The organism is Caballeronia arvi (assembly GCF_001544695.2).
Lineage (GTDB): Bacteria > Pseudomonadota > Gammaproteobacteria > Burkholderiales > Burkholderiaceae > Caballeronia > Caballeronia arvi.
In genome coordinates this window covers 186,489-209,882 of record NZ_FCOM02000005.1, presented here as the reverse complement: position 1 = coordinate 209,882, position 23,394 = coordinate 186,489, and the positions used below count along the sequence as shown (strand labels likewise).

The following is a 23,394-nucleotide window of genomic DNA, read 5'->3' as shown; positions in this document are numbered from 1 at the left end:
GTTATTGTTCTGTTGCTGCATCGTCCTCTGACGACCACTCTTTTGCTACTTTCAGCAGCGCTTCCAAATATGCAATAACACTTAAACGATCTACTTCCGAGAGTGGTGCCAATCGTTTTGCTTCCTCGGAAAAACCTTTGATCGCTGCCTCAATTGCTTTTTCAGACGATCCTTCTGTAAAGGCTCGAAGAAACTTGATCCAATAAACGATTGGAATTCCCGCCGCGTCTAATCGCAACGTGTCGCCAACAAATTTTGGCATGACACCGGAACGAGCGGCACGACCGAAATTGCCGCCGCTGTCATTCAACGCCGCGTCTGAGGAATTAGCGGATTTGGGTGGGTAAGGCTGTCGATGCGAAGCAGGCCGAATTTCGGCTTTCGATTTCGACTGGTTACGGCGCTCGTAGAGCCAGTGATAGTTTCTCTTTTGGGCGGCCCATCGAGCCTCCTCGATGAACGGCGGCAGTAGCTTGGGAACGCCAGAGATTACGTTGCTGAAAACCCAAGGCACCACGACCAGCAGATCTTGCTCCGCGCAAGCTTTTGGCGTAACCGTAAAGCGAAAAGACGGTTCCATTTCTTTCGATAGAGCAAACCAGCCTTTCAATTCAATGCCCAACAGTATTGGTTCCTTCGAATCAGAACCGGAATCTTCGAGTCGAACGTCCGGGAAGCTCTGTGCATGCCGAACGAAGCGATAGGTTTGATACTTATCCGTGGGGTCCCAAACAGCTCGCATCGCGTTCAATGACTCGACAACGCTTTGCTCGATCCCCGTCCCCAACGCACTGTTGAAGCTAAACAAATCAGTCGCACCGATGCCGCCGATCGAGATGTGAGACGTGAAATGATTCGGAAGCGCCTCTAACGCCTTCCTGACGTTCTCATAGAGATCTGGATGGCGCTTCCGCCATTCTTCCGTAGGGCATCCTGAGCGCACGGGAGGATCGGGCAAGTTAGGCTCCTCGAGCTTGGAGTCCTCAGGCGGCGTCGACATGTCTTACTTCCAAATTTTGCGCGATTTGATGCAACCGCTGTGATGCGGCGTCGAAATACTCAGGATTTACCTCGGCAGCAAAAAAAGAGCGGTTCGACCGGAGCGCCGCGACCGAGGCAGAGCAAAGGCCGCCGAATGGCTCCCAAACGTTATCTCCGATGTCCGATGACGCACAGATTTGGAAGTCCATCAGCGCCAGAGGTTTCTGATTCGCATGAAGGTAGCCGCTCGACGCCTTGAATCGCTCAGCACCGTGAACTGCAGGCGAGGTCCAGACATTGGTCACGCCGTGCGAATGATTCCATTTAGCTCGCATACGCTCCCATAGTTGAGCGTCGAGCGGACTCTTCCCGTCAAGGGAAAAGTAAGGTCGCGTCGTGGGCAGGCCGTGTTTTGCACAGTAAGCGGCCATCTTCGCCATGGCGTCAGCAGGCGGGAAATACCACAAATGGCATTGAGTAAGGTATTTACGCGTCGCAGCGTTGGCGACACCACACGCTTCATTGGCGCGGTTCATCGGTAGACCGCTTCGTTGCCATTCAGCGCGCACCCATTCTTTAATGCCTACCAGACTACCATCGACTTTCGCCAACTGAACTTTGCGGGTGTAACGAACCGCCACCTCAGTGACGACCGGAGTGCCTCGTATCGTTTTAGAGTTGCAGTTACCTGCCACATGCGCGATTCCCTTGTCCCAAACACAGCACTCTTGATAATCCCAGCCGTGCGCTTCCAAGATTGGGTGAACGTTTGCCCAGCCGAGCTCTGAATTCCAGAACCACAAGGTAGTGTCTGGTCTTGCTGCCTTGGCCCACGCTGCTACGTGGGGCGCATACCATTCAGCCAACGCCTTCACACTGACCGGTTCGCCCGGATATTTCCCTAAGCCGTAGGGCCCATCTGAAACTATCACCGTCGGCGCCTGCCACGTTTCGTAGAAGTCGTTGGCGTTCCCGAAGGCGAGTGCGGACTCCTTGAATCGCAAGGTTTGTCGTAAATTTCGAACGCTATTTGTTCGCTTCGTCATGTGTCGATGTGTTTCAGATGCGTAGCTGCCTCGGCTGCAGCGAGGCGGGGATCTTTCGCAAAGTTGCGACCCTGCGCAGACTCATAGAGTCATCAAGGCTGCATAGCTTGCTCAGGTGAATTCTAAGTCCTGCGTCAGCGTTCGTCGACAAACCTCAACAAACCGGCAGCCCGGCGCTTCTCAATGTGCTCGCACCTGTTTCGCCCGTAAATCGCCGGCAATGCTGGCTCGGCCGCGAGTGCTGCATCATAGCTCCTAGGTTCTTGACAGTTGCGACGCGCTCACCGTGCAGGTAGCGAGCGCAGGAGACAGTCTCTTGAACCAATCTCGGTGGACAAACCGCCCGCACCGGCACGTCGCGGACCTTACCCCCAGCCACGTTTCTACGTCGATGCGCCATCTAAGTTTTTTTTCTAGAGTGGAGAAAAATTTCTAACGATGCCCCTTGTTGGGACTGTCTTCTTCTAAGGGTGCTAAGGTCGCTCAACACCGAAAAAAATACGTAATATCAACGAAATCGCCTTTTGTCTGAGTAACTATTCACATCAAATGTAGGCACGCACGCGTGGGCGCGAACTGGAGCCTGTGCTCAGCGTTAAGGCTGCTGGAGCAAGAGGCATTGAAAGGCGCGTGACGCTAGAAAAGTAGCAGTAGAGTCTTTAGAAAATCACCGCGAACACGTGTCGCACCTACATACACCCTTAAGAAAAAGTCAGAATTTCCGTCCACCGCGTCAAGATGTTATTTCTTGCGCATGGTCCCGGTGAGCCGACTAAGAGCCTTTCTCGCGCGCTCATTGAGCTCGACGTCGGCCCGGGTGTTCGGATCATAGAATCGCCTGCTACGGTTTTCATCCCGCCGTTCCCTGCGCGTGCCGACCTGAGCGTGGCGGCCGTGGATCAGCGCGGGCAACGGTTCCATTCCGTCCTGCTGCTTCCGGAAACTGAAATACTTCCCAGCTTGCCACGTCTTGAAAGCGAACTCGGAACCGCGTGGCTACGCCGCCTGATGCTTTGTTCAATGGGGTCACGTAGTTCGAAAGACGGAACGTCTTGCCTGTCGCCTGAATCTCGAATGGACACTTGAAAATGGTGCCGCCATGTGTGGGGCTGGCCGTTTCTATCTCGAAGGCGAGCCAGTCCACCACGGCACCGAACTTGAACGCACTGTAGTCCACCGTCCGTGCCTCAATGAACGGCATGGGGACGCTTGGTTTTCAATGTGATGAATCGCCACGGACACACGATCGCCGTGTCGATCTCGACCTCGAAAATCTGGACGTGACCAGGATTGGTGGGGTGCAGAGCGGCCTCACGGGCTTGGCGAACAAACTCCAGCACGTTGTCGAGTAGATAGACAGGACGCGCGCATCCTGTCTGATCGCGCTGTCGACCGTAGGGTTCGATCCGCAGACCGAGGTAATGTGCCTCCTCGTCCCGGCGCATTTCGTCCAGTGCTTTCTCCCACGCTCTCACCGGGCCAAGCGCGCGACGAAGGATGTGAGCCGCCTCACTTGATCTGACGGCTTTCACAGTCAGCTTCATTTTGCCCACCTCTCGAACGCCTTGAGCGTGGCTGCGATCTCGGAATGAAGCTCCCGAAGCTGATCGGGTTCGACTCGGAAGACAAGCAGCGGGTCCTGAATGACGAGCTGCGCGTATGGTGTGCCGGTTGTCGAGTCGAGCTGCGCCGTGAGCGTGCAATCGAGGTTACGGCCGGTTGTGCCGCCGCCAGCTTCGCCAATGCCGAAGGCGCGCAACGCCTCTGCAGCGCGCCCAGATAGCTTGAGAACACCAAGGCGGCGCGACTTCTCGAACGCGATGAAAGCCGCTACGTCTGGACGCAGGTAGAACGCGCCGCCGCCGATGCGCTGGAAAGGAATGCGGTGCGGCGGGCTGCGGTCCTCGCGCCGGTTATTCGTCAGGTAACGCGACCAATAGGTTACCCCCCCGGATTCGTCAATCTCAGCGGCTACCAACTCGGCCGCCGCCTGTGTGCTAAGAAGTTCTTGTGTCATTTTTTGTGTCACTAACGAGATGAAGCCGAGACTTTATCAATTAGTCATTTTCTAGTCAACACGGATTTTTATTGACCTTTTAGCGCTTTGCAGGGAAACTGACTACGCATTGGACGATCGTCCTTCAACGAGGTCAGCGAATGGCAAACTGAAAGTTCGTAGCGTATTACCGGGTTTCGACAGCACGCCAAGGGATGAGCGGTCTGGGATTGGATGCACAGCGCGAAGCGGTCACACGGTATCTGAACGGTGGGGCATGGGAGTCCGTTGGAGAGTTCATGGAAACAGAGACCGGGAAGGGTGCGGACGCTCTGACGAAACGGCCCCAGTTGCGCGCAGCCATCGAGCTATGCCGAAAGACGGGTGCGCGGCTGTTGATTGCCAAGCTCGATCGACTTGCGCGAAACGTGGCCTTCATCGCGGGGATGATGGAAAGCAAGGTAGGGTTCGTCGCGTGTGATATGCCGGAAGCCAATGAACTGACCATCCACATCATGGCAGCCTTCGCAGAGCACGAAGCGAAACGCATTAGCGAGCGCACACGGGACGCGTTGGCCGCAGCTAAGGCACGCGGCGTGGTGCTCGGCGCGACCGGCCCTGCCAACCTGAAACGAAACATAGAAGACCGCCAACGCACGGCGGATTCCTTCGCGGCGAACCTCGCCCGCACCATAAAGAGCTACCGCGCCGCCGGTCTGACGCAGCGTCAGATTGTTGAGGAACTGAACAGAACCGGCGTTACCGCGACGCGTGGCGGCCGGTGGACCCTGGGGCAGCTACAACGCGTTATTGCGCGGCTCCCATCTTCTACCCCGATCTAACTAGAGATTGGGTTACTGACACTTGCTCGACGTCAGGGAGCAACGCGGCAATATGTTCGGGCACAGCGAACATTTGAACGACTTCCCGACGGGCACGCGCGTCTCGCTTGTTCCAATACGTATGTCCGGTGATGAGCTTTTCACCATGATCGACAATTGGAGCGACCTGACTCAAGTTTCCGCCCGCATCCATGATGCGAGTGATGAAGGTATGGCGAAACGAGTGGAATGGCGCCTCAACTCCTGTGACTTTGCAGCGGGCGCGATAACGTCCAAACCATTTGGAAGCCACGTGGGAAGTGCTGATGCTGAGATCAATCTCAGGAAATAGCCGAGTTCGGCCCTCAAGCTTCGCCTTTTCAACATGTCGCAACAGCCCCATTTCGATCAGCTTGCTATGTAGAGGGACGATCCTGTTGGAGTTGCGATTTTTGAGCGTTTGTCATGCGAGGCTGCACTCGCTGCTTCGATTCTGCGGACCCGGCGACCGACTCAAAAGCCTGCGCGACGGCGCTTGCATGTGCAGCTTGCGCCGCCTCCAACACGCGACGGTGCTCGGACTCCACGCGGAACTGCTCGGACTTCATCCGGGAGATCCGGTGCTCCAGCTCCTCCCGCGCCTCCATGTCGCGAGCATTGCGCCTCCGGTTGTCGATCAATACGCGCAGCGCCGCTTTGGCGGCTTCGTCCATCCCTTCCCCACTCATACTCTTCAACTCCTCGAAAAGCCGCCGTAGCGCGATTCTGAGGGTTTGGGCGCTATCGGCGGCATGCCGGACGCTGGCTGTGCCTAGACTGCGGTAGATTTCCGCCTGTCCAATGATTGCGCGCAAGTCTACAGGAACGGTCAGCCTGAAATACAGCGTGCCGAAACGATTGCGGTGCAGGTGTGCGGGAAGTTTAAAGGCCATTTGCCGGGTTCATTTGGGACATCCATTTGGGACACCCAAGCCATCACCGGCAACGATTTGAACAAGATTGCCTTGCTCATCAATGAGATAAAGAATTCGTGGTGAGGAGGAGGATCGAACTCCCGACCTTCGCATTGCGAATGTAAAAATCACCTCAATAAACACAAGGATTGTAGCGCCTTTCTCGATTATTTGCCACAATATCCCCACACTCCATTCAAGCGAGCGTCGAATGCCGACCATCCGAAAGCGTGGCCAGTACCAATGGGAGGCGCAGGTACGCCGGCGCGGCTACCCCGCGCAAAGCAAGACCTTTACTACCAAGGCCGAGGCGGAAGCTTGGGCCAGCATGATCGAATCAGAAATGTCGCGCGGGGTGTGGGTCAGCCGCAATGAGGCCGAGGCAACAACGCTCTATGAAGCGCTGAAACGCTATGAGGAAGAAATCTCGCTCTCAAAGAAGGGGGCGGCACAAGAAGCTTCCGTCTTAAAGATCTGCCAAGCCGCTGACTTGGCGAAGCGGCCGTTAGCCACAATCCGGAGCGCCGACATTGCAAAACTTCGGGATGAATGGCTGGAGGACTACAAACCTGCCACGGTACTGCGCCGCTTGGCTGTTCTTTCGCATGTGTTCAACGTTGCCCGCAAGGAATGGGCCATGGAAAGCCTGTCAAATCCTGTCGAGCTAATTCGGAAACCGCAGCCAAATAACGCGCGGACACGACGCATTGCCCTCGGCGAGCCAGCTGCAGGAATTCCAGACGCCGACGATCCCGAGTCGGAGCGGGGCGCCCAGGATGGCGAGCTCGAGCGGGTTGTCACGGCCAGCAACTCTGCGCTACTGCCCGCTATCATCTGGCTGGCCGTTGAAACGGCCATGCGCCGGGGAGAAATTGTTTCGCTGCGATGGGAACACGTGGATCTCAAGCGCCGAGTCGCGCATCTGCCAGCCACGAAAAATGGAGACGCCCGCGACGTGCCGTTGTCGCCCCGAGCTATCGCGGTCCTTCAAACCCTGAAGGACAATCGCGCCGAAACCGAGGATGCCCCCAAAGTTGCCCCCACAAGTGACGGCGTAGGCGACGAAAAACGGAGAGTATTCGATATTCGCAGCGATGCAGTAACGAGGGCTTTTGAGCGTGCTGTAGCGCGTGCGCGTAAAAGCTACCTCGAAGAGTGCACAGAAGCCAGCCGACGCCCCGATGGCAAGTTTCTGACAGACCTTCGCTTTCATGACCTTAGGCACGAAGCGACGTCGCGTCTGGCGTCGATCTTCCCAATGCACGAACTAACGAAGATCACGGGCCACAAAGACCCTCGCATGCTGATGCGCTACTACCATCCACGAGCCGAAGACCTAGCCAAACGCCTCATGTGAGGCGTTCGTCCATTGATCACTTGACCTTGCGCCCGTGGGCAGTTCGTCACCCTACGTTCACCGGCGCGAGCGCCATCGTATCTTTGCGAACGATGTCAATCGCTTTCACCGCAACGATGTGAAATTGACCCGCCGAAACGGACACCTATCCTTTGGATAAGGGGGTGTCAAAATGGGCAAGCATCGAGTACCGTACCCGGCGGAATTCCGGGCTCGCATAGTGGACTTGGTGAAGGCGGGGCGAACGCCTGAGGAGTTAGCGCGGGAGTTCGAGCCTAGCGTGCAGACAATAGTCAACTGGGTAGCACAAGCTGACATTGATGCCGGCGTGCGTCACGATGGCTTGACCACGGCTGAGCGCCAAGAACTCACACGTCTGCGCCGCGAAAATCGGCAGCTAAAAATGGAGCGCGACATACTCTCACACGCGGCGGCCTGGTTCGCCCGCGAGACAGGAGCCGTATCCTCGAAGGATACGGATTCGTGAGAGCGAACCGGGCTCGTTGGCCCATCGCCACGATGGCACGGCTGCTGGGAGTCTCGACCAGCGGTTACTATGCGTGGCTAGTGCGCGAGCCATCAAAGCAGTCGCGTAGCGATGCCCAGTTGCTTGCACGCATTCGTACGCTGCATGCGAGTTCGCGCGGTACATATGGGGCGCCGCGCATCCATGCGCAGCTCGCGCGCGAAGGCGTGCACGTTGGACGTAAGCGGGTAGCGCGCTTGATGCGCATCGCGGGCCTATGCGGGGCAAGCCGACGGCGATGGCCACACACGACGCGGCCACGTGCGGGAGCTCGGCGTGCGCCGGACCTCGTACGCCGACACTTCAGCGCGGAGGGCCCGAACATACTGTGGGTGGCAGATGCCACCTATATCCCGAGCGGCGAAGGGTTCTTATATCTGGCCGTGGTGCTTGATGTGTTCAGCCGGCGCATCGTCGGTCGGGCGATGTCGAACCATCTTTATACCGAGCTCATGTTGCGCGCCCTGGACATGGCCCTCCAGCAGCGACGTCATGAGGGCGTGATTTTACATTCCGACCAGGGGGCCCAATACACATCCATTGCCTTTGGGCGACGCTGCCGCGAAGCCGGCGTGCAGCCGTCGATGGGTACAGCAGGCGACGCGTACGACAATGCGATGTGCGAGTCATTCTTCGGCACACTCGAAGCTGAGTTGCTGTCGCGCGAACACTTCGCGACCCATGAACATGCACGGCGGCGCATCTTCTCGTTCATGGAAGGTTGGTACAACGTGCGCCGCCTGCATAGCAGCATCGGCTATTGTTCTCCGCTCGAATTCGAAAACCTCAGCGCGAAGACAAGAACCGTGTCGCTCTGCGGGTTGTCCACCGCCGGGCAGCGTCGTGGTCGTGAGAAGCGACCCGCTGCCCGTCCGTGGACAACCCGCGATTCAACGCTTAACGGAGGCCAGACCACGACGAATCTCTGACTGCAAATCCGTCCGTCCGAGCGGGTCAATCTCAATGTGGTAGCAAGCTGGCCGTACGTGTGCTGTGCCGGTCAGCTCAAGGCCGCGACGTTGATATGTACAGAGGCTCTGCCATTTGTTCTCAAAGACGTAGCCACCTTCCAGCGTCCCTCGAAGTCCAACATAGTCTGCTCATTCTGCAGCGCTTCGGCGCAGTCGTGCGTCCTCCGATAGCTTGACAACACGCTTGCCGCATGAGACTGGCAGGGTGCGCTTCGCCAAGGAGCCCATTAGGGTATGTGCCGGCGAAACCTGTTGACGAGCCTACTGAGTAGCGACAGTAAGGGTTCGTACAACGGCCGGCAGGCCGCACGACCAGCCAAAACACTCGGCCGAGCGGGACCACCAAGCCTTCCGGTGCAGGTTCAGTCGCGCGTTTCCATTCGTCGCGCTCAAACTGGGCAGACGACGTAGTCCAGACCTACAGTGGTCGTTAGCGTGCCTTCCGCTGGGTACGCCTACACCACACGGGAAACCGGTTGACGGCTCTGAGTTTACTGCTGTAATTTACCGTTTTTTGGTAACGGCTACCCAACTTTTCGAACAATTTGCGGGCCCGCCATTGAACGACGAAATTTTGACAATCCCCGAAGTTGCGGCGCTCCTGCGCGTGGCAGAGAAGACGGTCTATACCCTAGCGCAGCGTGGGGAGATCCCAGCGTTCAAGGTCGGGGGGCAGTGGCGTTTCAGTCGAAGCGCAATCCAGGCCTGGATTGATAGCCACAACCGCACCCCGCAAGGCAGCGACAAGCCGGATGCGTCCTCGACATCCAGTGAGGGCGCACCGAGCGCTATGAAGAGGGCAAAGACACAGAGGAGGCACCAGTGACCTTGTGGAACACGGGATTTGCCGCTGCATATTCGCCAGGCGAGGAAGGAGTTCTTACATTGCCCAGCAGACCGGACACTAACGATCGCTTCGGGCGAGATCCTGGACCGTATAGCACTCGCAACAGTTCCAAAGGCTCACTCATTACCGAGTCGCATATTATTTTTCGCGCCCTCGCGTCTGGAAAGTCGGTCTCGGAAGTCCGCGATGCTTGCCTCGCTGGCAAGCTTCTACGACAGGCAGCGCGCGAGACGCGTCGCCGCATTTGGGAGTCCTTGCACTGGAGGTTCTTTGCCTGGAACCCGCCATCTTGGGTGCTTGCGGACTTGGCTTCCGCCGCGCGCAACGACGTCACCTCTCCGTCATTCGTTGGCCTCGTGTATGTCCATTACGCGCGCCGCGATCGCCTGACGCTTGATTTCGTGGCCGACAGGCTATGGCCTTCGTGGAAGAGTGGCGGCCGCGAGGTGCGGCGAGCTGATGTCACTGACTACCTAGCCAACAGCGGGAACGGTCAGCCCGCCAAGTGGCGCGAGAGCACGCGGATCAAGCTCGCCGGAAACGTGTTGTCCGCGCTGCGCGATTTCGGGGTTCTCACCGGCGTCCAGCGGAAGACCCTTCAGCGTCCCGTGGTCGCCCCGGAGGTCGTGCTTCATCTCTGTCGGCTACTGGATCTTGAGGGCCTTCGCGGACGTGCCTTTCTTGAGGCGCGCGACTGGCGGTTGTTTCTCTGCGATATCCAAGACACATCGCAAGCACTGGCTCAGTTGGCCCAGCGCGGCGACATTCGATTCGAACGGTCAGGCCGCACCGTGATCATCGAGGTTCCAAAGGACCCAGCAGGAGGAAATCTATGAGCGGCACCACCGACTGGGAGTGGAAGCTCCGCGAGGCTGCGGAACGTGTGCGCGCGCGCTACGATCACATCGGGCGCAAGACAGGTGCGCCTTTCCTCGCTATCGTCTACCCGCCGGATGCTGAGCGCTCGGTGCTTCGCGAGTGGCGCACTCTGGCTTCGACACTTCAGCCGGAATATTCAGTCCGCACCGTCGACGTCCTCGAAGTGACCTCGCGGGTGGTAGACCAGTTTGGTGCCCGCACTCTGGTCGATTCCATGAGCGATCCGATGCCAGGCTCCGATCCGACCTCCGAGCTCGGCTCGATGTGGACCAACGCCGTTGCCACCGTCGTGCGCGACGCAGCGGTACCGACGGGACCGGGCCGTCCGATCGCTGTCATCGAGCGACTGGCAGCGCTTTACCCCGCGTCGGGGCCGCGTGCCGTGATGCAGACTCTTTGGGACAGCAATAATGTCGCGCTCGAGGGGCCAGTCATCCTGCTCATCCCCGGCGTCCTTGTCGAGGCTCGAGTGTACCGATTTGTCGGGCAGGTCGAGGAGTTTATGTACCGCGGGGACATTATATGAAGAGTGTCACGGACCGCACGATGGGGGAAGAACAATGAAGCTTGCAGAGATCTTCGACACACGGATCGCTGAGAAGATTGATCCGGTCATCAAGGTCGGCGAGGTTCAGGACGAGGCGAAGCTCGCCTCGGAGATCAGCGCCTATGTCGTCACGCCGACGATCGAAAAATACATCGACGAATTCCTTGAGCACTACACAGACACGTTCCGCCTCCAGACGACGGAGATCGGCTCTTGGATCTCGGGCTACTTCGGCTCAGGGAAATCCCATCTCGCCAAGATCCTCGCTCTGCTCGCCGAAAACCGGTCGATGCAAGGACACACAGCGACGAAGCGCTTCGAGGCGCGGGTACCGCCGGCCGCTCCGCGACGTGCTTCGATCCTGCGCAACCTCGGTCGTGTCGACCAGTCCGACACGCGAGTCCTCGCTTTCAACCTCAACACACTAGTCGACAGCAAGACCACGCCGCTGCCGCGGCTTCTGCTCTCGCAGTACTATCAGTCGCGCGGTTACAGCTCGAACCTCCTCTACGCTCGGGTGATCGAGCAAGAGATTGATCGGCGCGGCAAGCTCGATGCCCTCCACAATCAGATCGCGGCTCTTGCAGATCGCCCATGGTCCGACATTCAGAAAAACCCGGGCTTCTACTCGAAGCACCTATATCACGCGGCATGCCAGGTTGCTCCGGACGTGTTCGCGAATCCGGAAGAGGTCGCGCAAGCGCTCAAGAATGCAGGGCATGGGGACCTCTACAACGCGCAATTCCTCGTCCAGACGATGCTGGACGATCTCGCGTCACGCGAGCAGGAAGTCAAAAAGCCCGCCCGCATGCTGCTTGTGCTCGACGAGTCGGGTCAGTGGATCGAGGACGACGCTGGCCGGCTCGCCCAACTCCAGGCGTTAGTCGAAGAAGCGGCCATCAAGGGACAGGGCAAGATTTGGATCTTCGTCACGACACACGAAGACATGGGCGCCATTTTCCAGAACGCCCGGGCCCTGCAAGCAGATATGAAGAAAATCGAAGATCGCTTCCGGTTCAAATGGTCTCTGACAACGGAAAACATTGAGCTGGTCCTCGAGGATCGCATCTTCAAGAAAAATCTTGCCGGCCGGGATGCCGTTGAAGAGACGTATGATGCCGCACCGGGTGTCATACGGGGATTGGGCGAGCTTGCGAATACGAGTCAGAGACTGCCGAATTGCGAGCGCCATCGCTTTGTCAGTCTCTATCCATTCTTCCCGTACCAAGTGCACTTGATCCCGGAGATCGTGAAGTGCCTTCGTTCCAAGGGCGGGCGTGGCGAGCAGCTATCCGGCTCAACACGAACCCTTCTCGCGATCACGCAGGACATCCTCCGTGCCGGCCGCCGCCCCTACCTGAGACTTGAGGTGGGCGAGACGGTTCCGTTCGATGAAGTGTATGAGAACCTCTCCGGCGAAGGTGAAGTAAGTCCTGACGTCCGGCGCGAGCTCTCGCGGATCGAGGAAGTCGTGCACAGCGCGACGCCGCTCACACGCCGGACCGCCGAGGTGCTCTACCTTATCCGCGAGATTACCTATGTGCCGAGAACGATCGACAATCTCGCAAGGCTCTTGGTCGAGTCGACGAGCGACGATCTACCTGGTCTAACAGCACGTCTTCAGCCGGAGCTCGACAAGCTGATTGCTGCGAAAATGGTCGCTCGGATCGGCGAAGAGTACGAGTTCCTGACCGGGGAGCGGCGCACCTTCGAGGACGAGGTCGCGACCGTCGCGACCGGGCTCAAGCAGCAGGATCGCGAGGCCGGACTCGCGAAGCACTTCATCTATGACCCGGAGAAGAAGAAGAACCATCTGCACGCGTTGCTCGGCTTTGAGACCGTCCCGTTCAAGGACGCCGAATTCGAGGTACGGGTCAGCATGGACGGAACGCTTGCCCTCAAGAACGGCTGTATTGAGTTGCGGATGTTCTCGCCGCTTGCCGCACTCGGTGGACTGAAGGTGCCCGACCTTGAGGACCAAAGCCTTCGCGCTGACGAACAGCGGACGGTCTTCGCGCTCTGCGACCGCATCCCAGGGTTTGACCAGGACTTGAACCGGTTCCTCGCGATGCGCGAGGTCGTGAACGCGTGGAAGGGTGACCCGCACAAATCGGAGGAAGCTCATAGGCTCGCCGCCGAACGTGAAGCCAACGACCTCGACAAGCTCGAGCGCAAGGTCCGGGACGGCATCAAGGCGAGCATCCGGCAAGGGCATGTCATTTTCCGGGGCTCAAGTCGAGCGCTCACCCCGCGATCCGGGCAGACGCCGGGTGAGACTCTACGTGCCGAGCTTGCAACTTTTTGGCCCACGCTGTACCCGAAATTCGAGAAGGTCCCTGTCCGCATTGCGCAGGAGCAGAAGGCGATCCTTGATGTGCTCAGCGGTGAAAAGAACCTCGCATCCGATGTCAAGGCGCTTCGCCTTTTCGACAAGTCCGGCGCCCTCGATCCCCACTCGCCCTTGCTGGATGCAATACGGATTTTCCTGGCGACCCGTCAGAACAAGAAAGAGCGGACGCTGGGCAAGGACCTTCTCGACGAGTTCAGCGCGCCTCCTTATGGCTGGGACCGCAACGCCGTACGCGTCGGAGTCGCAGCATATGCGCGCGCCGGCACCATCAAAGTGCTCATCGGTAAGATGCCTCACACGAATCCTGCCGATCCCACTCTTCAGAAGGCGCTCCGCGACAGCCGCGAGTTCGAGAGGGTAGAGCTGGTAGTCGAAGACTCGGACGTTCCTGCCGACGCGTTAGAGGAAGCGCGCGCCCTGCTCATGAAGCTCACCGGTAAGCGCAAGATCGACGAGACGCCGGCAGCTCTTCATGAGGTGATGGAGGAGCTCGGGCGCGAGAAGCTCGCGCGCGCAGAGAAAGTCATCGACTGGGCCGAGCCGGCCAACTTCCCGCGCCCTGCAGCTTTCGATGAGGGGAAGGACGCCATCGAGGATGTGCTAGCTCTCGCAAACCCCGTGCATCGCGTCAAGGAGATCCACGCTCGGGCGGACGACCTGAAGCGGGGTGTGGACGCAATCGACCAGGCCTCCGCGTTCAGGGACAAGTGGGGGATGGCCTTCACGCAGCTGAAGACCTTCGCCGAGCAGCTTCGGGCCATCGAACACCTGCTGCTCCGAGGCGGCGCAGCCAAGACCTTTTTGCGCGAGTACGACACGGCGCGTACTGGGGCGCGCTTCAGCGAGACCGACGTTTGGAAGCAGATTCAGGGCGCAAAAGCAAGCGCGGACCTCGAACTCCAATCGTTGCTGTCCGTCTGGCGCGATGAAGCGCGGCAGATCGTACATGATGCACTCGATCGGCTACCGGCAGAGCTCAAGCAGCAACTCCTAGAAGAGGAGTTGGCCAAGGAGATGGCCGTACCACTTGACGCGTTCGTCTCGGCACTCGACTTAGAGACCGACCCGGCACGCGTTGCCGCGCTGCCGGACCGCGCTCGCCGGCTCATCGACGATCTGGGCGCTGCCATCCAGCAAGAGGTCGAGAAGCGCGCCCCGATGCCCGAGAACAATCAGCCGCAGCCATCGCCGCGTCGCGAGATACGGCGCCTGCGGTTCTCTGACGTGGCCATGGTCCGGCGCATTCGAACTGACGCGGAGTGGGACGAGCTCCTGAAGAAGCTCGATGAACGAGTGCGCGCGCTACTCAAGCAGTTCGAAGTGGAGCTCGACTGATGGACGTGAAGACCACCCTCAAGTCGATCGCACTTGAACTCCGCCGGGAGCTCGAGGGCCGGTACGACGCCCAAGGAACCTGGCAGCCAGGGGATCTGGAGCGGCGCCTTGCCGCTATCGGCGTACGGAGGGATCGCGGCCCGGTCCCGGCGGATGAGCTCCCTCATCTTGTGCCCGAGGATCGCGAAGCGCGCCGCGTGATCGACGCCTTCGTCCAGAACCGGGCAGAAGCCGGACGAGGACGCGAAGCCGCAATCGCCGAATTCGTCCGTGATGCGGCCTATACGTGGGCCAATCGCCTGCTGGCCCTCCGTTGTATGGAGGCCCGCGGGCTGATCGATGAGATCATCCTTCAGAAGGACGTCTACGGTGGCCGCTCGCTCCAGCACAACCGGCTCGCGAAGAAGCAGCCGGAGCGCTGCACTGACGAGGACGAGGGACTCTTCGCCGTGCTTTTCGACGAGTTCGCGCGGCGCGCGGAGGAACTCCCGCTGCTATTCGATCCGCGGGCACGCGAAGTGGCACTCCGCCCTTCAGTTGCGACTATGAAGCACTGCATTTCGCTCCTCTCTGGGACTTTCACTGTAAGGGGACAGGACGCGGCAACGGACAACGTCTTCACCGCACCAGACGCGCTCGGCTGGACTTACCAGTACTGGAACACCGAGGAGAAGGAGCGTGTCTTCGAGAAAGTCCGGACGCAGAAGGGCTTCAAGATTGAAGGCGCCGAGATCGTTCCGGCGACCTGCATCTACACGGAGCCCTATATGGTGAAATTCCTCGTCCAGAACTCGCTCGGCGCGATCTGGATGGGCATGCATCCAAGCTCACGGCTATCGGAGAGCTGGGAGTACTTCGTCCGCGATATCGAACGCGTGGAAGAGGCGAAAAAGGCAGTCACCGAAGTCGCATTAATTGACCCAGCCTGCGGCAGCGGACACTTCCTCATCGAGGCCTTCGAACTGTTTTACTCGATGTATCTCGAGGAGGGTTCGATCACCGAACCAGCGCAGATCTGCGCGGCGATCCTTGAGCGGAATCTCTACGGGATAGACATCGACGAACGCGCCGTTCAGATCGCAGCGCTTGCATTAGTCTTGAAGGCGAAGGAAAAAGCGCCCAATTTCGTGCCGCGCCGCGTAAACCTCGTCGCCACGAACATCCGCCTTCCGGCCAACAAGGAGCACCTTGAGACGTTCCTCGCGAAACACCCGGAGGACGCCCTGCTCAAACCAGCCCTCCTAACAATTTTTCAGGGACTCGCTCATGCTGACGAGCTCGGCTCACTCTTGCAGATTGAGGAGCCAGTCGACAGAGAGCTGCTGCACTTGCGCGATCAGCAACTCGCGCGCGAGCGCAAAGCTAGCGCCGGCGCGCTGTTCGGACCTAGCAACGACGAGGAGTGGTCCTCGTGGAAGCACGAAGTTATCGAACGTCTGTGCCGACACTTCAGCGCGGAAGCGCAGGAGATGGACCTCTCAGCGTCGATCTTCGGCGAGGCCGCAAGCAGGGGCCTCTCACTTGTGGAACTGCTTGCGCGGCGCTACGACGTCGTAGTCGCAAACCCGCCATACATGGGGTCGCACAAGATGGGCTCGCGGCTCCTCGGTTACTTGAAGGACCACTATCGGGGCTGTTCTCGCGATCTTTATGCCGCCTTCCTCCGCCGCACTTGCGAGCTTCTCGCCGAAAACGGTCGCGCGGCTCTTGTGACGATGCACGGATATCTGTTTCTGTCTTCACTTGAGCCGGTTAGGAAATTCATTGTCGAGAAGACAACGCTCGAAGTGATCGCACATCTCGGGCCGCACGCGTTCGACGAACTCGGAGATCACGCTCCGGCGGCTTTGATCTGCGTGAGGAATAGCCCACCTCAAGCGGAGCACGACGTTATCTTTTTCGATCTTACGAGAGAGCGCGAAAAGCAGCCCGTCCTCCGCTGGAGGCCGACTGCCATTCGCCGTGCACAACACGCCTTCTTGCGTCTCCCCGGTGCTCGAATGCTCTACACGCTTCCGCCTGCCGTGACGCGTCTCTTCGAAGATCTGCGGCCGCTCGAAAATTCCGTTGATGGGACCGTGGTTCGTCGAGGCCTCGATACCGGCGCCGTCCCTCTATTCGTTCGTTCGCACTGGGAGGTGCCTGCGCGCAATCGTGGCTGGGTACCGTATTGCAAGGGAGGAGACACTCGAAAGTGGTATGGCAACAGTCACTTCGTCGTACGATGGGACAGCGACGGTCCAAACCGGGTCGAGCTTACGGACAACTCCATTATCCCCAATCGGCACCTGTATTTTCGTGAAGGTGTAACGTTCTCACGCAGCTCGGGTACCGGGTTGAACGCGCGGCTTCTGCCCTCGGATACCTTGATCGGATGCGAAGGCCCTGGTGTTTTGGAATGGTCCGGCTCGGTCTGGGGACTGCTCGGATTTCTCGGTAGCCGCGCCGTCGAATACGTCGCCTCCGTGATCAATCCGTCCATGCATTATCAGACCGGCGATGTGGCTGTGATACCCGTTCCCGCAAGCATCAAAGGCAATGTGTCGCTGGATGCTCTTGGCCGTCATTGTCACAGGATGGTCTACATTCGGGCGCAACATGATCCGACAGATCGCGCCTATGACCCAATGCGAGTTCGTCGATCCATCGAATCACAGAGCAACTTGACTAACGCGTGGAGACGGGCACAAGAGCTCGAAGAGCGTACCGCCTGTCGGCAGCACAGTGCCGAAGCAATACTCGATGAAGTCGCTTTTATCGCGTACGGCATCGCCCCAAGAGAGAACGCGTCGGCATTGCTTGCGGGCATTGGGGTGCCGCCCGGCTGGTATCCGACACTTCATGGTCTCGATTCGATACCGGCGGACCCCGACGAGCTAGCGGAAGAGGCCGAACTGGCGGGCGCCCATAAACGCATTACGTCGAGGCGCATCATGCCTGATGAGCTCGCCACTCTTAAGAGGCGCCTGCAGGTCCTCTACGAGGCGGGTGGCCGTGAGGACACGAGCAAGCCGGAGCCGGATTCCCCACTAAAAACGGGCGACGACGAAGAAGACGATGAGAATGCAGTTGGCAGAGTGATCCCCATCCCTCCCGAAACTTTGATCGATAATCTCTCGCAGAAGGTGGAGGTCCACCCTATCTCTGTCTACTGGCTCCTGCACGAGCTGCGCGAGAGTGAGGGAGTCGTTTGCAAGCCCGAGTTGGTGCGATTTGTCAAAGACTATGCGAGCCGGCTCGTCCTGCAGCTTCTCGGTCACCGCTGGCCGGTACAGCTGGAAGCAGACCAACCCTTGCCGGATTGGGCCGACCAGGGCGGTATCATTCCGATTACCGGAGATGTGGGCCACTTGGCGTTGATCGCCCGAATGCGTGAGCGGCTAGCCGCTGACTTTGGAGCAACGCAAGTGTCGGCGGTTGAACGGGAGTTTGAGGAGATTATTGGTACGCCCCTCGCGACTTGGCTTGGTTCAGATTTCTTTAAGCATCACGGGTCCCAGTTCCGGAAGCGGCCCATCACCTTGCAGATTGTGAGCTCGGGGGGCAATAACGGGCGACGCCGCAGGCGAGCAGCAGGCCGAAGTACGCCCGCTTTTTCGTGCTTCGTCTACTACCACAGCTTGAGTGCGGATTTACTGCCGAAGCTGAGGACTCAATATGTCGGACCGCTGCGCACCAGTTTGCAGACGGAACTCGTCCGGCTGGAACAGCTCAACGATCGAACCGTTGAGCAAGATGAAAGGCGCTTCGAGCTGGAAGAGAAGCTCGAGGAGCTGAAAGTGTTCGACGCACGGCTTGAGCAAGTAGTCGTCGAGGGCTTTGCGTCACCGGTCCTCAGTAAAATCGCCGCGAAGGAACCGCTCGACAAGTGGACGTCCCGGGATGGTCGGGTCCCGGCACCCGGGACGAGTGACGCTCTGCTAGCGCAGGAGAGTAGATACAACCCAGACCTTAACGACGGTGTGCGGGCAAACGTCGCGCCATTGCAGCTGGCCGGCTTGCTTGCCGCCGACGTACTCGCACCGAAGGACGTCGAGAAGGCCATCGCCGATCGCGCGGAGTGGCGCGCGGTTGAGCGGCGTTGGTGCCGGGAGGGCAAGCTCCCGCAGCCGGGTTGGTGGTCCGCCGAGAAGGGTGCGTCATGACCGAATCGAACACATTCCGTACTTGGCTGCGCAATGAGGTCAGGGCCGTCCTCAATCGCAAGGGTGTTCCGCCGCCGCTAGTGCTATGGTGCGACCCGGACGGCTCGTGGCGTGACATCCTCAAGCATGCTGCAGACGGGGGCACGTTCGAGCTATGGTCCGACGGCGACCACGAGCTGGTCTTACGCGACCTGCTAATGAAGACGTCCCCGACGCCCCGGGTCGTCTGGCTCCCCGTCGCAAGCGACGAGATCAGCTACCTGAAGGTCTTCGAGCTACAAGCAGAGTTCGTCTGGACCGAGTCGCTTGTCTCCGCGCTCGCTCGGTTCGGAGTCGAGATCGCACGTGACCACGAAGCTGGGCTGCGGGACATGCTTCGAGCCTACGCCATCGAGCACGTCGATCAGCCGCTGTCGTCGTGGCGTGAGCTGACGCCCGGGAACGCGAAGGCCACACTGGTCGACGACGATCACATCCTTGCTTCGCTCGCCCGGACGAACGCGCGGATCGCAGATGTCATCGGCGAGGACCGCCTTGGCATCTTCAAGCGGCGGGTCACAGAGGACTTCGGGCTTCCGGCGCCCGTTTTCGGGAAGGACGACGAGTGGCGCATAGCGGCAATGGCACACCTGCTGGTGACGGATGCTGCCACGCGAATCCCGGCCGAGCCGCCGGGGGAAGGGGACAAGGTCATCCCACTTCGCGTAGCGCGCGATCGCGCACTCAAGCTCCTTGACCGGTGGCAAAAGAACATCGAGCTAATGGGCGCGTTCGAGGACCTTTCGCGTAGGGCGGATGCTTCCACCTCGCTCGTGCACTGGGCGAGGAATCTTTCCGGGCACGTTCCCGCGTTGGCTTCTCGGGCCGCCGAAGACGCTCTCTTTCAGAGGGAGGTCGATCGGCTCGCGCAGCTTGAAGAGTTCGATCCGTTAGCGCGGCATCTGGAGGAACATGAGCCGGCTTACGCCGAGCATGCCCGCGCGTTTTGGGGCAGCCGTGCGGAGCAGAAGGTGGCCTGGCAAAGCCTCGTCTCGCTCGCACGCGCTGCAGCGCTGATCCGCCAGCAGAGCGAAGTCGAAAAGGGATGGAAGGCGCCGTATGACGCGGTGGCTTGGTTCACGACGTCCGGCTGGGAGATCGATCGCCAGGGGGAGCAGCTCTTTCGCGACGACGCAGAATTGCCCGGCGGCCTCCATGGAGTTCGTGCCCGCCTACGCCGCGCGTACCTTCGCCACCTCGATAAATCCAACGCAGCGTTCTCCGAACTGCTGCACCACCATGGGGTGGCCGCCCTTGGCCTGCCGTTCGCCGGCGAGGTGCTGGCTAGTGTTCGCCCGACGAAGGACCCAATGGCCGTGCTCGTGCTCGACGCATGCCGTTACGACCTGGGCGCCCGCATCGCCGAGCAGCTTGACAAGGGCGAGCCAGTGCGCCGCTCGCAGATTCAGCCGGCACAAGCCCCACTTCCTTCGATTACGGCGCTCGGGATGCCGTTCGCTCTTGCCGATGATGCCGGTGAGCTCACCGTCGAGCTGACGAATGATGCGCCAGTGCGTTGGCGTGTCACCGCAAGCGACGGCCGCCAGGACCTCACCGTTGCCGAGGCGAGGCGTGAATGGTTGCGCCAGCGGTTCAAGCTGAAGCCGGCCGCGACGACAGACGTAAAGAGTGTGCTGGATGCAGATCCCCCGAGCCCGAAGGAGAGCGGTCGGTTACTCTTCGTATTCGGCGACGAGTTCGACGTTTTGGGGCACGAGGGCGAGCTTAAATTCACCGGCGCGGACGATCACGTCGAGCGCTACGTTCGCGTGGTCCGTCGGCTGCGGGACGCTGGGTATTCCACAGTCGCTATTGTCACGGACCATGGCTTCATCCACTGGGAGCCCGATCAGGACGAGGTCGAGAACCTGCCGACCGGCGAGATCTTGTGGAGGTCCCGTCGCGCAGTCGCGGGTCGTGGCCTCAAGCACTCAACGGCGATCGCCGCAGATATCCGGGGAAGTGAGCTGCAGTGCCGCGTGCCTCGTAGCGTGAACGCATTCCGAACATATGGCGGCATTGGCTTTTTCCATGGTGGTGCAACGCTACAGGAGCTGATTACCCCCGTAGTCGTTTTCCGCTGGCCAAAGAAGGCCGAGAAGGTGGCCGCCGTGCTGACACCTATCTCAGAGATCACCTCCCTGAAACCGCGGGTCGAGGTAAGGCTAGGGGCAGGCCAGACCACGATGTTCGGCATGGACGCATCTCTAACGAGCCGTCAAATCGTCGTAAAGGTTGTGGAATCTGGAAGCGGGCGTCGGCTGTTCAAGTCGCAGAGCCACAAGGTCGAGCCCGAGGGGCAGCCGCTCACCATTGTGCTCGAGCGCGAGCCGAACGAGTCCTGCTCGCGCGGCGCACACCTCGAAGTCCAGGTGCGCGACGCGGACAATGACGAGCTCCTCGATCGCTGCAACGCCGAGCTTAAGGTCGACCTCGAAGAGTGGGACTGAACATGAATAGCCACGATCAGAACATAGACTTGCCGTCGGTGGATGAGGTGCCTGTCGACGACCTCGACCGAAAACTTCTGGAGACTTTCGCCGGTCGGGTGGTGCGCAAGGACCTTGTCAAGAGGCTCAAGGTCGGGTTCAACGTCCCCGTATACGTCCTCGAGTATCTGTTGGGGAAGTTCTGTTCGACCACAAATCGAGATGAGATCGAGGCTGGTCTTCGGCAGGTCAAGGACACCATCACCGAGCGCATCGTACGCGCAGACCAGGGCGAGCTAGTCAAAGCGCGCCTCCAAAAACAGCGCTCGATGAAGATCATCGATCTCTGTACGGTCACGTTTGACGAGAAGGACCAGGGCGGGAAATATTGGGCAAGACTCGCCGCTAGCGGGCTGGACTTTATCCATGTGGAGCCTGATCTTGTGCACAAGCACGAGCGGCTTTTTACGGGCGGCATCTGGGCCAACATCGAGCTGTCCTACGATGAAACCATCCTCCACCGCGGCGTCACCCGGCCATTTGTTCTGCAGCGACTCGCACCGATCCAGATCGCGAGTGCCCGCTACGACGAGTTCGTAGAGGGCCGGCGGCAGTTCACGCGTGACGAGTGGACGGACGTGCTTCTGCGGACGATGGGATATGAGCCCGCTCATCCAGACTTCACACCCCGCCGCAAGTGGCTCTACCTCTTGCGTCTCGTCCCACTCGTCGAAAAGAACTTTAACCTCGTCGAGCTTGGCCCGCGCGGGACAGGCAAATCGTACGTCTTTCGCGAGCTGTCGCCCTACTCGATCTTGCTCTCAGGCGGCCAGGTCACGATCCCGAAGCTTTTCGCGTCAAACGCACCACCCTACGAACCGGGCCTCGTTACGCGCTGGGACTTGGTCGCATTCGACGAGGTCGCCGGATCGCACTTCAAGAAGCCCGAGGACAAGCAGCTCTACAAAGACTATATGGAGCTCGGGTCGTTCTCGCGTGGCAGCGCGAAGGGAACCATTCAGGGTGAGGCGGGATTTGTCTTCAATGGCAATTTGGACGGCGAGGTAGAGACGATCGCGCGCACTTCACACTTATTCCTGCCGTTCCCGGACACGATCCGCAACGACATGGCATTCCACGACCGCTGGCACGCCTACCTTCCGGGGTGGGAACTGCCAAAGATGCAGCCTGGGTACTTTACCGCCCATATGGGCTTCATTGCTGATTACATCGCCGAGATCTTCCACAACGAGCTCAGGCCGCGCAGCTATGCGGACCATTATGACCGCCATTTCCACCTCGGCAGCCACGTCGAGGAGCGCGACCGAAAGGCTATTGCTAGGTCGACCTCCGGCCTGATAAAGCTTCTGCACCCGGACGGAGAGTGCACGAAGGCCGAAATCGAGGAGTACCTTCAGTTCTCGATTGAGCTTCGACGGCGCGTAAAGGAGCAACTCCGCCGAATGGGCGGTATCGAGTATGCGCGGGTGAACCTGTCCTACATCGATAAGGAAAATCGCCACGAAACATTCGTGACGTGCAAAGAGCTCGGTTCGACGCAGATCTTGCCTGACAGCCCCCTTCCGCCAGGCGACGTCTTTACCGTGGGGCACGACCCCGCGGAGGGTCGCTACTCGCTCTTCCGGATTCAGTGCTCTGTAGCGCCCGGCGGGGGACGTTTCGCCGTCGTTGGGATGACGTCGAAGGGCATCCGAGAGTCCGCACGCATGTCGTACGACTACCTGCGTGCGAACGGCAAGAAGATCGGTCTCGATCGCGATCTCGGCCAGTACGACGTCAGCCTTCAGGTCATGAGGTTGACCCCCGGAAACGACGCGGACGATCTCGGGATGGCCTTTTACATCGCCCTACTTTCCGCGACGCTCGGCCGTACGATCGGCGCACAGTTGGTCGTGCTCGGGCAGATGAGCCTACATGGCGTGCTGTCCAGGGTCGAGGGGCTTGGCGACAAACTTCGAGTTGCGATGGACGCCGGCGCGCGCCGCGTATTGATCCCGACCGAGAACAGCCGTGACTTCGCTGCACTTCCGGCCGAAGTGTTGGACAAGCTCCGCATCGAGTTCTACAGCGAACCGTCCCAAGCCGCCTTCAAGGCACTGGTGGAGTAGTCTTACGTACGCGTTATCAAGAGCTATGTCCGATTGGCCGAGG

Annotated in this window: 16 protein-coding genes and 2 pseudogenes; 11 read left to right on the top strand and 7 right to left on the bottom strand. The window is 59.5% G+C overall.

All coding sequences use genetic code 11. The features are described 5' to 3' along the window. Position 1 precedes the first annotated feature (1 nt). From AWB74_RS08665 to AWB74_RS08645, 5 genes are all read right to left on the bottom strand, one after another. Positions 2-1,000: a hypothetical protein gene (locus AWB74_RS08665; RefSeq protein ID WP_061146355.1), complete on the bottom strand. Its 999-nt coding sequence runs from the start codon at positions 998-1,000 to the stop codon at positions 2-4. Continuing rightward, positions 984-2,027: a DNA methyltransferase gene (locus AWB74_RS08660; RefSeq protein WP_087038903.1), complete on the bottom strand. Its 1,044-nt coding sequence runs from the start codon at positions 2,025-2,027 to the stop codon at positions 984-986. The genes AWB74_RS08665 and AWB74_RS08660 overlap by 17 nt, the downstream gene beginning before the upstream one ends. Before the next feature lie 850 nt (positions 2,028-2,877). Then, complete coding sequence (locus AWB74_RS45550; protein ID WP_143749168.1) at positions 2,878-3,228, bottom strand: hypothetical protein; 351 nt, start codon at positions 3,226-3,228, stop codon at positions 2,878-2,880. Further along, positions 3,215-3,571, bottom strand: a complete 357-nt coding sequence (locus AWB74_RS08650) for a hypothetical protein (RefSeq protein WP_061146352.1) — start codon at positions 3,569-3,571, stop codon at positions 3,215-3,217. The genes AWB74_RS45550 and AWB74_RS08650 overlap by 14 nt, the downstream gene beginning before the upstream one ends. Beyond that, the gene (locus AWB74_RS08645; protein ID WP_061146351.1) at positions 3,568-4,044 is read right to left on the bottom strand and encodes a hypothetical protein; all 477 of its coding nucleotides are present in this window, start codon (positions 4,042-4,044) and stop codon (positions 3,568-3,570) included. The genes AWB74_RS08650 and AWB74_RS08645 overlap by 4 nt, the downstream gene beginning before the upstream one ends. A 170-nt stretch (positions 4,045-4,214) precedes the next feature. Between AWB74_RS08645 and AWB74_RS48370 the strand changes: the two are divergent. Beyond that, positions 4,215-4,610, top strand: a pseudogene (locus tag AWB74_RS48370) (recombinase family protein); the annotation flags it as partial. A 9-nt stretch (positions 4,611-4,619) separates the two neighbouring features. Further along, a complete protein-coding gene (locus AWB74_RS48365; protein WP_327361545.1) occupies positions 4,620-4,865 on the top strand; it encodes a recombinase-like helix-turn-helix domain-containing protein in 246 nt (81 codons plus the stop codon). Here the strand turns inward: AWB74_RS48365 and AWB74_RS48575 are convergent. Continuing rightward, positions 4,852-5,247: a site-specific integrase gene (locus AWB74_RS48575; RefSeq protein WP_087038902.1), complete on the bottom strand. Its 396-nt coding sequence runs from the start codon at positions 5,245-5,247 to the stop codon at positions 4,852-4,854. The genes AWB74_RS48365 and AWB74_RS48575 overlap by 14 nt on opposite strands. 13 nt (positions 5,248-5,260) lie before the next feature. Then, a complete protein-coding gene (locus AWB74_RS08630) occupies positions 5,261-5,776 on the bottom strand; it encodes a DUF6538 domain-containing protein (RefSeq protein WP_061146348.1) in 516 nt (171 codons plus the stop codon). Positions 5,777-6,008: 232 nt separating this feature from the next. Between AWB74_RS08630 and AWB74_RS08625 the strand changes: the two genes are divergently transcribed. From AWB74_RS08625 to brxL, 9 genes and pseudogenes are all read left to right on the top strand, one after another. Then, positions 6,009-7,154 carry a site-specific integrase gene (locus AWB74_RS08625; protein WP_061146347.1) on the top strand — a complete coding sequence of 382 codons (1,146 nt, stop codon included), beginning with the start codon at positions 6,009-6,011 and terminating at the stop codon, positions 7,152-7,154. Between the two features lie 172 nt (positions 7,155-7,326). Continuing rightward, a pseudogene (locus AWB74_RS08620) lies at positions 7,327-8,462 on the top strand (IS3 family transposase); the annotation flags it as partial. A 703-nt stretch (positions 8,463-9,165) separates the two neighbouring features. Continuing rightward, positions 9,166-9,477 carry a helix-turn-helix domain-containing protein gene (locus tag AWB74_RS48570; protein ID WP_407642413.1) on the top strand — a complete coding sequence of 104 codons (312 nt, stop codon included), beginning with the start codon at positions 9,166-9,168 and terminating at the stop codon, positions 9,475-9,477. Next, positions 9,474-10,334 carry a BrxA family protein gene (locus AWB74_RS08610; RefSeq protein WP_087038900.1) on the top strand — a complete coding sequence of 287 codons (861 nt, stop codon included), beginning with the start codon at positions 9,474-9,476 and terminating at the stop codon, positions 10,332-10,334. Before AWB74_RS48570 ends, AWB74_RS08610 begins: the two co-directional genes overlap by 4 nt. Beyond that, positions 10,331-10,903: a hypothetical protein gene (locus tag AWB74_RS08605; RefSeq protein WP_061146344.1), complete on the top strand. Its 573-nt coding sequence runs from the start codon at positions 10,331-10,333 to the stop codon at positions 10,901-10,903. Before AWB74_RS08610 ends, AWB74_RS08605 begins: the two co-directional genes overlap by 4 nt. A gap of 34 nt (positions 10,904-10,937) precedes the next feature. Then, positions 10,938-14,609, top strand: coding sequence for a BREX system P-loop protein BrxC (gene brxC / locus AWB74_RS08600; RefSeq protein WP_061146343.1), 3,672 nt, complete (start codon positions 10,938-10,940; stop codon positions 14,607-14,609). Then, entirely contained in the window at positions 14,609-18,754 is a 4,146-nt protein-coding gene (gene pglX / locus AWB74_RS08595; RefSeq protein WP_061146342.1) for a BREX-1 system adenine-specific DNA-methyltransferase PglX, read from the top strand. The genes brxC and pglX overlap by 1 nt, the downstream gene beginning before the upstream one ends. Beyond that, positions 18,751-21,243 carry a PglZ domain-containing protein gene (locus AWB74_RS08590; protein ID WP_143749164.1) on the top strand — a complete coding sequence of 831 codons (2,493 nt, stop codon included), beginning with the start codon at positions 18,751-18,753 and terminating at the stop codon, positions 21,241-21,243. Before pglX ends, AWB74_RS08590 begins: the two co-directional genes overlap by 4 nt. A gap of 2 nt (positions 21,244-21,245) precedes the next feature. After that, positions 21,246-23,351, top strand: coding sequence for a protease Lon-related BREX system protein BrxL (gene brxL / locus AWB74_RS08585; protein WP_087038911.1), 2,106 nt, complete (start codon positions 21,246-21,248; stop codon positions 23,349-23,351). Positions 23,352-23,394: the final 43 nt, after the last annotated feature.